This window comes from Arcobacter siniprincipis (SeqCode), assembly GCF_048571125.1.
Classification (GTDB): Bacteria; Campylobacterota; Campylobacteria; order Campylobacterales; family Arcobacteraceae; genus Arcobacter; species Arcobacter siniprincipis.
Window position 1 is genome coordinate 2,772,829 of record NZ_CP182343.1, and the last position, 14,121, is coordinate 2,786,949.

A 14,121-nucleotide genomic window follows, 5' to 3' on the forward strand; every position below is an offset into this window, starting at 1 on the left:
GGAAAATAGATGGCAAAAGATACATTTACATTAACAGACAATAGAAGTGGTAAAGCTTATGAGTACAATATTATAGATGGTACAAGAGGCCCAAGTGTTGTTGATATTAGAACATTTTACAAAGATACTGGAATGTTTACTTATGATCCTGGTTATACATCAACTGCATCTTGTGATTCAAAAATCACATTCATAGATGGTGAAAATTCTGAATTAAGATACAGAGGATATGATATTGCTGATTTAGCTGGTAAACACTCATTTTTAGATGTTTCTTATTTACTTATGAGAGGTCAACTTCCAACAGAAGAAGCTTCAAGAAACTTTGATTTAGAAATTAGACATAGATCATTTTTAAATGAAGGTATTATTAGATTATTTGATGCCTTACCTGATGGTGCTCACCCAATGGCAACTATGGGAGCGGCAACTATGGCATTAGCAGCATTTTATAAAGATCACTTACATTTAGAAGATGAAGAACAATTTAAAATGATGAGAAGAAGAATCTTAGCTAAAATGCCTACAATTGCTGCAATGGCTTATAGAAATTCTATTGGTACACCACTTATTTATCCAGATGTGGATAAATATTTCACTGAAAACTTCTTATATATGTTAAGAGCATATCCAGGTGGAAAGATGAAATACCTAGGAAATGGTAAAAGCCAAGAGATAAGACAAGTAGAAGTAGATGCTCTTGATGCTATTTTTACTTTACATGCTGACCATGAGCAAAATGCCTCTACAACAACTGTAAGAAATGTTGGTTCTACTGAAGCTCACCCTTATGTTGCAATTGCTTCTGGTATTTCTGCTTTATGGGGTTCTGCACATGGTGGAGCAAATGAAAAAGTTATGGATCAATTAAAAATGATAGGTGATGTTAAAAATGTACCTTCTTATATTGCTAAAGCAAAAGATAAAAATGATCCATTTAGATTGATGGGATTTGGGCATAGAGTTTATAAAAATAGAGACCCAAGAGCTGAAGCATTAAAAGGATTACAAGATAAATTAAGAGAAGAGTTAAATCTTGATTCTAAATTACTTGATATCGCAGCAGCAGTAGAAGAAGCAGCATTAAGTGATGATTATTTTATCCAAAGAGGATTATATCCAAATATTGATTTCTATTCAGGAGTTATTTTAACTGCTCTTAGAATTCCAATTGCAATGTTTACACCAATCTTTGTTATTGGTAGAACACCAGGATGGTTAGCACAATGGTCAGAATTAAAACATGATAAAACTGCAAAAATTGCAAGACCTAGACAGTTATATACTGGAAAATAATTAATACAACAAAATTTTAAAGAGGATTTATTAAATGAGCGAAATGGTAAAACTGATAATCAATGATCAGGAGATGGAGGCAGAAAAAGGAAGTCTCTTAATTGATAAATTATTAGATGAAGATATACATATTCCTCATTTTTGTTATCACAAAGCATTGGGGAAAGATGGAAACTGTAGAATGTGTATGGTTGAAATCGCTGGACAAAAAAGACCCCAAATTGCCTGTGATACTCCTGTAAAAGAAGGTATGGTAGTTAGTACAACAAGTGATAATATTATGGCTGTGAGAAGAGATATCTTAGAGTTAGAACTAATCAATCACCCTATTGACTGTCCTACCTGTGATCAAGCAGGAGAGTGTAAACTACAAGATTTTTACATGGAATCAGGTTTTTATGAATCTAGAATAAATGTTGAAGAAAAAAATCATGCAAGAAAAAGAGAAGACTTAGGTTCTAATGTAATGCTAGACCAAGAAAGATGTGTTCTTTGTACTAGATGTGTTAGATTTTGTTCAGACATAACAGGAACAAATGAGTTAGGTGTTATCAATAGAGCTGACCATTCAGTTATTGGTACATTCCCAGGAAGACCACTTAGTAATCCTTATGCTATGAATGTAGTAGATTTATGTCCTGTAGGTGCTTTAACTTCAAAAGACTTTAGATTCAAACAAAGAGTTTGGTTTATGGAGACATTTAATTCTATTTGTAATGGTTGTTCAAAAGGATGTAATATCTTTGTTGACCATAGAAAAGAAAAGTATGAAGATGACAAAATATTCAGATTTAGACCTAGACTTAATAATGATGTTAATGGTTATTTCATGTGTGATTACGGTAGATTATCATATAAAAATGAAGAAGAAAATAGATTAGAAAAAGCAATAGTAAATGGTAAAGAAGATACTACAAGTAATGCAATAGCTGCTTTATATACAGAAGTTGCAAAAAATAACAATGCCTTATTTCTTGTAAGTCCAAACTTATGTTTAGAAGAATTACAAAATGTAAAAGCATTTGCAGATGCTGTAAAAGCGAATATTTCTGGATATTCACCACAATACATAGATGAAACTTTTGGTGATGATTATTTGAAAAAGAATGACAAAAGTGCAAATAGAGCCTCTTTTCAAGAAGTAGGTATAGAAGAAGATGAGTCTTCATTTAAAACTTATTTTGATAAAGCATCACTTGTAGTAGTTTTTGATAATAATTATTTTGATGAGAATATTGAACTACTAACAAATAAGAAAGTTATCTCTTGTTTTTCACATAAAGTTAAAACTATTGAAAAATCAGATGTTGCAATTCCTACTGCTTCATTTTATGAGAAAAGCGGGACTTACATAAATCTTGATGGAATCAAACAAAAAGCAATTTCAGGTATGAAAAGAAATGATCAAGCAAAAACAATATCATCAATAGTTGAAACTATTAAAACAATGATAGAAAAAGGAAATATATGAATACAGCATCAATAGTTGTTATTATAGTAAATATTCTTTTAGCTGTAGTACTAGCAGTTGGTTTAACACCTGTGTTTGTATGGTGGGAGAGAAGAATAGCTGGATTTATCCAAGATAGATCAGGACCAAATAGATGTCATATTGGACCAATGCGACTAGGAGGATTAATCCAAAGTTTAGCAGATATGTTAAAACTTGTATTTAAAGAAGACTTCACACCAGGACATATTAAATATAAATTTATGTTTACTATTGCTCCTTCCATAGTATTTGTTTGTTACTTTCTAACATTTGCAGTTATTCCTTTTGCAGATAATGTAGTAATTGATGGTCAAAGCCATGCAATGCAAGCCTTACCAATGCAATTAGGAGTAATGTGGTTTTTAGCATATGCTGGATTATCTGTATACGGAATCATTCTAGGTGGTTATGCATCAGGAAGTAAATATGGTCTTTTAGGTGCAATTAGAGCATCAGCTCAAGTTATCTCTTATGAAGCATCAATGGCGTTAGCTTTAATCTCTATGTTATTAACTTATGGTTCTATTCACTTAAATGAAATTGTACATTTTCAAGGTGGAACTTTTTGGGAAATAATTCCTTCATGGGGTGCATTTATGCAACCATTAGCTGCTATTATTTTTATTGTTTGTGCTTTTGCAGAGACAAATAGAACTCCTTTTGATATTGCAGAAGGTGAATCAGAAATTGTTGCAGGTTATCATACAGAATACAGTGCAATGAGATTTGGACTTTTCCAAGTATCAGAATTTGCAGCAATGGCAGGAGCATCAGCTATTATTGTAACCCTATTCTTTGGTGGATATCAAATTCCATGGCTAGATACACAAACATTAAAAGCAAATATTGATATTGTTATTATTGTACTTATGGCTTTATTGCCTATTAAGATTTATATCTTCACAAAATGGATTAAGAAAAATAATAATTGGGCAGATAAAAATGATTCAAGATCAAAAGAAACAGGTATTTTAGTAAAAGCATTTTGGACTATTGGTATAGTTTCATTTATAGCCCTAGGTGCTTTATTAGCTACAGGGTTAGGTGAGAATGGTTCAAGTATTGCGGTTGCTGTTATTCAAGTAGTAACTTTCTTAGTGAAATTTTTAATGATGGTATTTGTTTTCATGTGGGTTAGATGGACTTTATTAAGATTTAGATATGACCAACTACAAATGCTAGGATGGAAAATTTTACTTCCATTATCACTATTAAATATTGTTATAACTGCTTCAGTTATAGTTTTGACAGGAATGTAATATGGGTATTAAAATAATAAAAAGACAAGGTCAAACTTTTAAAGATAAGCTTTTCATACCAGCTATTATGGGTGGTATGAAAACAACTTTTGGACACTTTACAAAGAATCTAAAAGATGTTTCAAATTTAAAAACTATTCAGTATCCAGAAGAACAACCAACAGATGTAGCAACAAATGATAGATACAGAGGTGTTCATAGACTTACAAAGTGGGAAGATGAATCTGAAAAATGTGTTGCATGTTATATGTGTGCAACTGCATGTCCAGCTGAGTGTATATTTATTGATGCAGAAGAAAGATTTGATGGTAAAGCTGAAAAGAGACCAAAAGAGTTTAAAATAGATCTTTTAGAGTGCGTATATTGTGGATATTGTGTTGAAGCTTGTCCGTGTGATGCAATTAGAATGGATACAGGTATTTTAAGTTTTACTGGAAGTTCAAGAGAAGAATTTCTTGTAGATAAAAAATACTTAATGAATAACGAAAGAGCAAAGGATTTATCAAATGACTGATATTTTATTTATTGGTTTAAGTTTTATGGCAATAGCTGGTGGTATCACCATGTTAATACATAAACAACCTATGTATGCAGCACTTGGATTATTAATATCTATTTTATCTGTTTCTGGACTTTTTGCATTGTTGAGTGCAACTTTTCTTTTCATGGTTCAAATAATAGTTTATGCAGGTGCAATTATGACTCTTCTATTATTTATATTAATGTTTTTAAATATTGATGAGCATGATTTACCAAAAGAGCCTAAAAAAACTAGAAATATTATTATAGGTGCAATTGTTATGTTACCGTTGAATATTGTAATATTAACAGCTGTATCCGCACTACCAAAAAAAGACATGAGTATTATTGAGACAAATTTTGGTGGAATAAAAGAGATTGGAATGCTTTTATATCAAAATTGGTTAATCTCATTTGAGTTGATTTCAATACTACTTTTAGTTGCATTAGTTGGTGCTATTGTATTGGCTAAAAGAAAAAAAACTAGAGGAATACAATCATGATATCACTAACATCATATGCATTTGTTTCAATGATGCTTTTTTCAATTGGTGCAATTGGAGTTATTGCAAGAAGAAATATTTTTGTAATATATATGTCAATAGAACTTATGTTAAATGGAATAAATCTATTTTTAGTTACTTTTGCTAGATACCATTTCAATATGGACCCACAAGTAATTACAGTAATGGTTATTGCAATAGCTGCTGCTGAAGCTGCGATTTTCTTATCAGTAATAATACTTTTATTTAGAACAAAAAGATCACTAGATACTGATTTATTTACAGCACTTAAACAAGGAGAGAAATAATGCATACAAATCTATTAGTATGGATAATATTAGCTCCATTACTTGGTGCTATATTAAATGGTGGATTCTATTTTTATAATATAAAGAAAAGAGCTTTACCACAAAGATTATTTTCATTAATAGGTACTATAGCTCCAATTATTGGTTTTATTTTTACTTTAATAATCTTTATAGATATGGTTAATAATAACACTACATATCACCAAACTATCTTTACATGGTTAGAAGTAGATAAATTAACTATTGAAATGAAATTTTTAGGTGATAATTTATCAATTTTTATGGCTATGTTTGTAACTTTTGTTGGATCTTTAATTCATATTTATGCAGTTGGTTATATGCACAAAGATGAAGGCTTTGGTAAATTTTTTGCTTATTTTAACCTTTTCTTAGCATCAATGTTAATTTTAGTACTTGCTGACAATCCAATTATTTTATTCATTGGTTGGGAAGGTGTTGGAGTTTGTTCTTACTTACTAATTAAATTCTATTATGGTAATAAAGAGAATGTTCTTGCAGCAAACAAAGCATTTATTGTAAATAGAGTTGGAGACTTTGGATTTATATTAGGTGTGATTACTCTATTTTTTGCAATTGGACAAGGAAATTTATCATTTACTTCAATAGAAGCTAACTTAGGTAATGCCTCAACTGAACTACTTATTCTTTCTGGTTTCTTATTATTTGTGGGGGCAATGGGTAAATCAGCACAGATTCCATTATATACATGGCTTCCAGATGCGATGGCAGGACCTACACCAATTTCAGCACTTATTCACGCTGCTACAATGGTAACAGCTGGTGTTTATATGGTTGCAAGATTTCATTTTCTTTATGAAGGTATTGAAGGTGTTGGTACATTTATTGCTTACATTGGGGCTTTTTCAGCTTTATTTGCAGCAATTATTGCAACTAAGCAACAAGATATTAAAAAGATACTTGCATACTCAACTATGTCACAACTTGGATATATGTTTATAGGAGTTGGTTTAGGTTTTTATTCAACAGGTTTATTTCATGTATTTACACATGCATTTTTTAAAGCAATGTTGTTCATGGCAGCAGGTGGGATGATTATGGCTCAACATCATGAACAGAACATCTTCAAAATGGCACAACATAGAGTAAGTACTCCAATCGTTGGATTTTGTATGTTAGTTGGTGTTATTGCAATTTCTGGTATTCCTCCATTTTCTGGTTTCTTTTCAAAAGATGCAATTTTAGGTGCAGCATTTCATGAAGGAGAATATGTAATTTGGGCAATTGGAATGTTTACAGCATTTTTGACAGCCTTTTATATGTTTAGATTATATTTTATTCTTTTTGTTGCTCCAAATAAAAACAATACCAACCAATATGTTTATACATCTAAAACAATAACCTTACCATTGTTAGTGTTAGCAATTGGTGCCATATCTGCTGGTTTCTTAAACTTACCAGAAGTTTTAGGTGGTCATCACATGGTTGATACATGGCTTGCACAACTTGATTCAAAAGAGTTACATATGAGTCACAGTACAGAATATATTTTAATGGTAGTATCTGTTTTATTTGCAGTTGCTGGAATATATGCAGCATATAAAAAATATGCAAACTTTGATATATATAATCCTGAAAGTGAACAAGGACTTGTTGCTAATAAATTCTATGTTGATGAAATATATAACGCAGTATTTGTTCAAAGTGCAAAAAAATTATCAACTTTTATTGATAAAGTAGTAGATGAAAAAATCATTGATAACTTCATCATGGGAAGTTGTAACCAGTTTATCAACCTTGGTAAAGTAGTTGGTAGGCTTCAAAATGCAAATGTAAGATTTTATGGTCTATTCATGCTTGTTGGCATGAGTGCAATCTTCATTTATTTATTTATTTCGTTAGGATTGTAGTATGAGTGCAGAAAGTTTATCATTTATTATATTTTTACCAGCAATTGTTGCCTTTGGTTTGATGATTACAACAGCAAATGTGGAAGCAGTTAGAAATATAGCATTTTTAACTACTACTGTTGTATTAGCATTAGTTTTAAAAATCTATATCAACTTTGACCCAAATGCTGGAATGCAATTTGTCACAAATGCACCTTGGATTCAAACTTACGGTATAAATTATTATGTCGGAGTTGATGGTTTTTCTTTAACTATTTTAATGCTTATTGCTATTTTAATTCCTACTTCATATTTACTATTATGGGAAGGTAGAACAAAAGGTTATTGGATTAATATGCTACTTGTACAAACAGGTGTTACAGGTGCATTATTATCTTTAGATGTTATTTTATTCTACTTCTTCTGGGAAGTTATGTTATTGCCAGTATTCTTAATGATTGGTATTGATGGTTTTGGGGATAAAGTATTTACAACTATTAAAGTTACTATTTATACAATGGCTGGTTCATTGTTGATGTTTATTGGTATTATTTACCTTGGTGTTACATTTTTTAACGAGTTTGGTTTTTGGTCTTTCCAATACAATGATTTTACAAAAATTACAACCTTGTCTTATCATGAGCAAGTATACTTATTTTTAACATTTGTTATTGCTTTTGGTATTAAAATTCCAATTTTCCCATTACATACTTGGATTATGGATACATATAAAAATGCTCCTACTGGTGCTGTTTTCTTATTATCTTCAATCATGGCAAAACTTGGGGTTTATGCAATCGTTAGATTCATGATTCCAATATTTCCAGAAATTTATATTGAATACTCTACTTGGTTTGTATTTATTGGATTATTTGGTTTAGTTTATTTTGGAATTGCAGCACTAATGCAAAATGACATTAAAAGAATGTTTGCATATTCATCGGCATCTCACTTAAGTTTTATAGCAGCAGGTATATTTTCATTAAATGCTTACGGTATTAATGGAGCATTATATTTAATCATTGCTCATGCAATTGCAACAGGTGCTTTATTTTTACTTGTTGGTATTTTACATGATGAATCTAAATTTAAAACTATTAGTGACTTAGGTGGAATTGCAAAAGTTGCTCCAATATTTACTTTCATATTTGCAATCATGTTATTTGCAAATATTGGATTACCTGGAACAAATGGATTTGTATCAGAATTATTAATCATTTTTGGAATTTATGAATTTAATCATACATTAGGTTACATCTCAGCTCTTACAGTTATCATTGGTGCTTCATATATGTTATGGATGTTCCAAAGAGCTATTTTACAAGATAGAGTTGGAGAACCAAGAAAAATGAGAGACCTTAAAATAAAAGAGATTATCGGTTTAGCACCATGGATAATCTTAGTATTTCTAATGGGTGTTTACCCAGAACCATTCATTGATAAGTTTGAGCCAACTGTAACTCACTTTTTAAATGACATATTAAAAATTGGAGTGATGAGATAATGACTGAATTCTTATATCTAGTACCCCTTCTAACCGTACTTGTAGGTGCTCTTGTATTGATGTTTATGAGTATGTATGACAAGTTTACACTTAAGCATTTTATTACGACTACATCAATATTTTTGATAATTGCCTTAGGTTTTTCTGTTGCAGAATTTGGTGATCTTTTTTCTGTTAAACCATATAATCAATTATTTAATAATGCTTTAGTTTTTGATACATATGCAAACTTTTTTGGTGTATTATTGATTTTTGGTACATTACTTATTGTACTAATTGGTGAACATTACTTTTATGAACATTCATATTTTAAAGGTGAGTTTTTTTCAGTATTGATGTTTGCTCTATTTGGAATGATGTTAATTGCTAATTCAAACGAGCTAATTACTGCTTATATTTCACTAGAAATTGCATCATTTGCAATATACATATTAGTTGGTTTCCAAAGTGAAGATGCTAAAAGAGTTGAAGCTATGTTTAAATACTTAGTTTTGGGTTCATTTATTGGTGCATTTTTCCTATTAGGAACAGTATTAATTTATGGTGTAAGTGGAAGTACAAACTTAAATGATATTTCAACTTATATTACAACACATAGTGGAAGCGATTTAAATCTTATTTATATTGGTATAACACTATTATTATTTACTTTCCTTTTCAAAATTGCAGCTTTCCCATTCCAATCTTGGGTTTTAGATGTATATAGAGGTGCTCCAATGCTAGTAACTGCATATATGGCATCTACATTTAAAGTAGCAATATTCTCACTATTTTTAAGAGCATATTTACAAACATTCTCAACTATTCAAAATTTTTGGGATCCTATTTTATATGTACTTATTATATTTACACTTGCTTATGGTACATGGATTGCAATTACTCAAAAAATTATTAAAAGAATGCTTGCTGCATCTTCAATAGTTCATACAGGATATATCTTATTAGGATTTATATCTTTAGGACAAAATATTGACAATGCTTATGCAATTATGTTCTATTTAATATCTTATTTATTAACTGCAATTGGTGCATTTGGACTTATTTCTCATATTATTTCTGAGACAAAAGTTAGAGTTACATACGAAGATTTTAAAGGGTTAGCACATGAAAGACCTTTCTTAGCAGCTGCTATGACTATTTTCTTATTTTCTTTAGCAGGTATTCCTTCTACAATTGGATTTATTGGAAAATTTTATATCTTTACAGAAGCCATTAATTCAGGATATGCAAGTTTAACAATAGTTGCAATTATTGCAACTATCATTTCGGTATACTACTACTTTAGATTAATTGCAATGATGTATTTTTATCCAGCAACTGATGCTTGTACAAGTGAAGGATTCAATGATAAAAGGATATCTACATATATTGTAGCGTTTTTGGCTGCTTTAGTTGTATGGGGTGGTATAGGTTCTGCTATAGTATTTTTCATTCCTGCACCAAATATTGATGCAATAATAGAGGTTTCAAAATTAGCAATTGAATCTTTGTTTCTAAAGTAAACACTGTTAATAAATTAGTATATTAGTATTAAAAATTATTTTTTTAGTACTAATTTTTTAAAGGTCGATTTTATCGACCTTTTTTTTAAGGCAAAAATTATTAAAGATAATTTAAGATAGAATTAATTGAATTTTTAAAATTCTATTCAAGATTATCTTCGCTATAATAATGCTATGTTTTAAAAGGAATTTTTTGTTTGAAATATTCCATCATAAATTAAACACAAAGGATTGATAATGAGTGACCTAATAGAAGGTTATTTAGGCAAAACAGTTGAAGGGAAGAAAAGTAGAACTCCTGCAAAATTAGATTATTTGCAAAGTGCGACGGGATTATTCCTTGGTCTATTTATGTGGGGACATATGCTATTTGTCTCAACAATTTTAGTCAGTAAAGATTTTATGTATTCAGTTACAAAATTCTTTGAAGCTAGTTTTATTTTCAATGAGGGGCAACCTATAATTGTTTCTGCAATTGCATTTTTTGTATTTGTAGTATTTATTTCACATGCTGCAATGGGTATGAGAAAATTACCAGCTAATTTCAAACAATATCAAGTGATGAAAGCACATGCAAATAGCATGGCTCATGAAGATACAAAATTGTGGTTTGTTCAAGCATTTACTGGTTTTGCAATGTTCTTTTTAGGTTCAGTTCACTTATATATTATTATGACTCAAGCAGATGCAATCGGACCATATGCAAGTGCAGATAGAGTTTGGTCTAACTGGATGTGGCCTTTATATATTCTTTTACTATTAGCAGTTGAATTCCATGGAACTATTGGATTATATAGACTTGCTGTTAAATGGGGATGGTTTGACGGTAAAGATCCAAAAGCTTCAAGAAAAAAATTAAAAGCTTATAAAAAAATTCTTACAGTGTTCTTTTTAGTTTTAGGTTTCGCTACATTAGCAGCTTATATGAAAATTGGTATGGATCACGCAGCTGCAGGAAAAGTTGGGGAAAGATATACTCCAACAGCACAAGTAATGGAATATAAAATAAATAATGGGAGAGTGGCATAATGAAAATTAATTATTGTGATGCATTAGTTATTGGTGGTGGTTTAGCAGGTTTAAGAGCTGCAGTTGCTGCACAAAAAAAAGGCTTAAATACAGTAGTTTTATCACTTGTTCCAGTTAAAAGATCACATAGTGCTGCTGCACAAGGTGGTATGCAGGCATCTTTAGGTAACTCTAAAATGAGTGATGGGGATAATGAAGATTTACACTTTGCAGATACTGTAAAAGGTTCGGATTGGGGATGTGACCAAGAAGTTGCAAGAATGTTTGTAAATACTGCACCAAAAGCTATTAGAGAATTAGCTGGTTGGGGTGTGCCTTGGACAAGAGTTAGAGAAGGTGCAAGAGAAGCAGTTATCAATGCTAAAAAAACAACAATAACTGAAGATGCTGATAGACATGGATTAATTACATCAAGAGACTTTGGTGGAACTAAAAAATGGAGAACATGTTATACAGCTGATGCAACAGGACATACAATGTTATTTGGTGTTGCAAATGAAGCTTTAAAACATGAAGTTGATATTAGAGATAGAAAAGAAGCTGTATCAATTATACATGAAGATGGAAGATGTTATGGTGCTATTGTAAGAGATTTGATTTCTGGAGAATTAGAAGCTTATGTTGCTAAAGGAACATGTATCGCAACAGGTGGATATGGAAGAGTATTTAAACAAACAACTAATGCAGTTATTTGTGAAGGTATTGGTGCTGCTATTGCACTTGAAACAGGAATTGCAACTTTAGGAAATATGGAAGCTGTTCAATTTCACCCAACTCCAATTGTACCATCAGGTATTTTATTAACTGAAGGGTGTAGAGGTGATGGTGGAATTTTAAGAGACGTTGATGGACATAGATTTATGCCAGATTATGAGCCTGAGAAAAAAGAACTTGCATCAAGAGATGTTGTTTCAAGAAGAATGATTGAACATATTAGAAATGGTAAAGGTGTACCTTCTCCATATGGTGATCATATTTGGTTAGATATCTCTATTCTTGGTCGTGAACACATTGAGAAAAACTTAAGAGATGTGCAAGAAATTTGTCAAATTTTTAATGGTATTGATCCAGCTGATGAAGGTCCAAAAGGTTGGGCTCCAGTTTTACCTATGCAACATTACTCAATGGGTGGAATTAGAACAAAACCAACTGGTGAATCACAAACATTAAAAGGTCTATTTGCTTGTGGTGAAGCTGCTTGTTGGGATATGCATGGATTCAATAGACTTGGAGGAAATTCTGTTTCTGAAACAGTTGTTGCTGGTATGATTATTGGTAATTATTTTGCTGATTTCTGTTTAGAAAATGATGTAACAATTGGTACTAAAACAGTTCAAAAATTCCTTGATGAAGAAGATGCATATTTAAATGAGATTTTATCTTACAATGGAAATGAAGATATATTTAGAATCAAAAATAGAATGCAAAATCTAATGGATCAAAAAGTAGGTATCTTTAGAGATGGACCTCACTTAGAAGAAGCTGTTAATGAATTAAAAGAATTATTAGTTAAAACTAAACAAATTACTGTTAAATCAAAAGAAAGAGTTGGAAATCCAGAACTTGAAGAAGCTTATAGAGTTCCAAAAATGTTAAAAATTGCATTATGTGTTGCTAAAGGTGCTAGAGATAGAACTGAATCAAGAGGGGCACATTATAGAGAAGATTATTTAAAAAGAGATGATGCGAACTGGTTAAATAGAACATTAACTTCTTGGCCAGATAAAAATGCAATCGAACCAGAAATCACTTATGAGCCATTAGACATTATGAAGATGGAAATGCCTCCAGCATTTAGAGGTTATGGTGCTAAAGGGATGATTATTGAAAATGATTTATCTGCAAAAAGACAAGCCCAAGTTGATGAAATAACTGAAAGAATGCAAGCAGAAGGTAAAGATAGACATGAGCTACAACATGCACTTATGCCATTTGAATTACCAATGAATTATAAAGAAAAAAATGAAAGAGTAGGAGATAAATAATGAGTGACCACAAAGGTAGAGAAGTTACTATAAAAGTACTTAAATTTAATCCAAGAAGTAAAATTTCTAAACCTCATTATGTAGAGTATAAATTAGAAGAGACACCAGGTATGACTCTTTTTATTGCACTAATGAAAATTAGAGAAGAGCATGATGCAGATTTATCTTTTGACTTCGTTTGTAGAGCTGGTATTTGTGGATCTTGTGGAATGGTAGTTAATGGAAAACCTGCACTTGCGTGTAGAACACTAATTGCTAATTATCCAGATGGAGTTATTACTTTACTTCCAATGCCTGCATTCGAACTAATTAAAGATTTATCAGTTAATACAGGTAAATGGATGGATGCAATGTCTAATAGAGTTGAATCATGGATTCATACAAATCATAAACCAGACATCACAAAAATCGAAGAAAAAATTGACCCAGATATTGCAGATCAAACATTTGAATTAGATAGATGTATTGAGTGTGGAATTTGTGTTGCTTCTTGCGGAACAATGTTAATGAGACCTGATTTTGTTGGTCCTGTTGGATTAAACAGAATTGCAAGATTTGAAGTTGATCCTCATGACAATAGAACTGCTGAAGATTTTTATGAATTAGTTGGTGATGATAATGGAATCTTTGGTTGTATGTCATTAATGGCATGTGAAGATCATTGTCCAAAACATTTACCATTACAAAATAAAATTGCATATTTACGAAGAAGATTAGTAGCATTAAGATAATTATACAAGAGAGTTTTCTCTTGTATAAATTAAAAAGTATAAAAAGTTAATTATCCTATGGGTAATTAACTTTTTGTATTTTAGGGGTATTAAAATTAATTTATTTTTTAATTATTTCTCATGTG

The 14,121-nt window shown here is 30.8% G+C and carries 12 protein-coding genes; all 12 read left to right on the forward strand.

From position 1 onward, the window contains the following. Window positions 1-9: 9 nt before the first annotated feature. The gene (locus ACNI3D_RS14065; RefSeq protein ID WP_129099678.1) at window positions 10-1,296 is read left to right on the forward strand and encodes a citrate synthase; all 1,287 of its coding nucleotides are present in this window, start codon (window positions 10-12) and stop codon (window positions 1,294-1,296) included. A gap of 34 nt (window positions 1,297-1,330) precedes the next feature. Further along, complete coding sequence (locus ACNI3D_RS14070) at window positions 1,331-2,767, forward strand: NADH-quinone oxidoreductase subunit G (protein ID WP_419767449.1); 1,437 nt, start codon at window positions 1,331-1,333, stop codon at window positions 2,765-2,767. Further along, on the forward strand, window positions 2,764-4,047 hold the full coding sequence (locus tag ACNI3D_RS14075; protein WP_419767450.1) for a complex I subunit 1/NuoH family protein: 1,284 nt from the start codon (window positions 2,764-2,766) through the stop codon (window positions 4,045-4,047). The genes ACNI3D_RS14070 and ACNI3D_RS14075 overlap by 4 nt, the downstream gene beginning before the upstream one ends. Window position 4,048: 1 nt before the next feature. Next, window positions 4,049-4,561: a NuoI/complex I 23 kDa subunit family protein gene (locus ACNI3D_RS14080; RefSeq protein ID WP_419767451.1), complete on the forward strand. Its 513-nt coding sequence runs from the start codon at window positions 4,049-4,051 to the stop codon at window positions 4,559-4,561. Further along, a complete protein-coding gene (locus ACNI3D_RS14085) occupies window positions 4,554-5,069 on the forward strand; it encodes an NADH-quinone oxidoreductase subunit J family protein (protein WP_419767452.1) in 516 nt (171 codons plus the stop codon). Before ACNI3D_RS14080 ends, ACNI3D_RS14085 begins: the two co-directional genes overlap by 8 nt. Further along, window positions 5,066-5,377, forward strand: coding sequence for an NADH-quinone oxidoreductase subunit NuoK (nuoK, locus tag ACNI3D_RS14090; RefSeq protein WP_013136455.1), 312 nt, complete (start codon window positions 5,066-5,068; stop codon window positions 5,375-5,377). Before ACNI3D_RS14085 ends, nuoK begins: the two co-directional genes overlap by 4 nt. Further along, the gene (gene nuoL, locus ACNI3D_RS14095; protein WP_419767453.1) at window positions 5,377-7,266 is read left to right on the forward strand and encodes an NADH-quinone oxidoreductase subunit L; all 1,890 of its coding nucleotides are present in this window, start codon (window positions 5,377-5,379) and stop codon (window positions 7,264-7,266) included. The genes nuoK and nuoL overlap by 1 nt, the downstream gene beginning before the upstream one ends. Before the next feature lies 1 nt (window position 7,267). Further along, the gene (locus ACNI3D_RS14100) at window positions 7,268-8,749 is read left to right on the forward strand and encodes a complex I subunit 4 family protein (protein WP_129099672.1); all 1,482 of its coding nucleotides are present in this window, start codon (window positions 7,268-7,270) and stop codon (window positions 8,747-8,749) included. Next, window positions 8,749-10,251, forward strand: a complete 1,503-nt coding sequence (locus ACNI3D_RS14105) for an NADH-quinone oxidoreductase subunit N (RefSeq protein WP_129099671.1) — start codon at window positions 8,749-8,751, stop codon at window positions 10,249-10,251. The genes ACNI3D_RS14100 and ACNI3D_RS14105 overlap by 1 nt, the downstream gene beginning before the upstream one ends. Before the next feature lie 237 nt (window positions 10,252-10,488). Further along, the gene (locus tag ACNI3D_RS14110; protein ID WP_129099670.1) at window positions 10,489-11,280 is read left to right on the forward strand and encodes a fumarate reductase cytochrome b subunit; all 792 of its coding nucleotides are present in this window, start codon (window positions 10,489-10,491) and stop codon (window positions 11,278-11,280) included. Then, the gene (locus ACNI3D_RS14115; protein WP_419767454.1) at window positions 11,280-13,265 is read left to right on the forward strand and encodes a fumarate reductase flavoprotein subunit; all 1,986 of its coding nucleotides are present in this window, start codon (window positions 11,280-11,282) and stop codon (window positions 13,263-13,265) included. The genes ACNI3D_RS14110 and ACNI3D_RS14115 overlap by 1 nt, the downstream gene beginning before the upstream one ends. Next, on the forward strand, window positions 13,265-13,996 hold the full coding sequence (locus ACNI3D_RS14120) for a fumarate reductase iron-sulfur subunit (RefSeq protein WP_013136461.1): 732 nt from the start codon (window positions 13,265-13,267) through the stop codon (window positions 13,994-13,996). Before ACNI3D_RS14115 ends, ACNI3D_RS14120 begins: the two co-directional genes overlap by 1 nt. The last annotated feature ends 125 nt before the right edge of the window (window positions 13,997-14,121 follow it).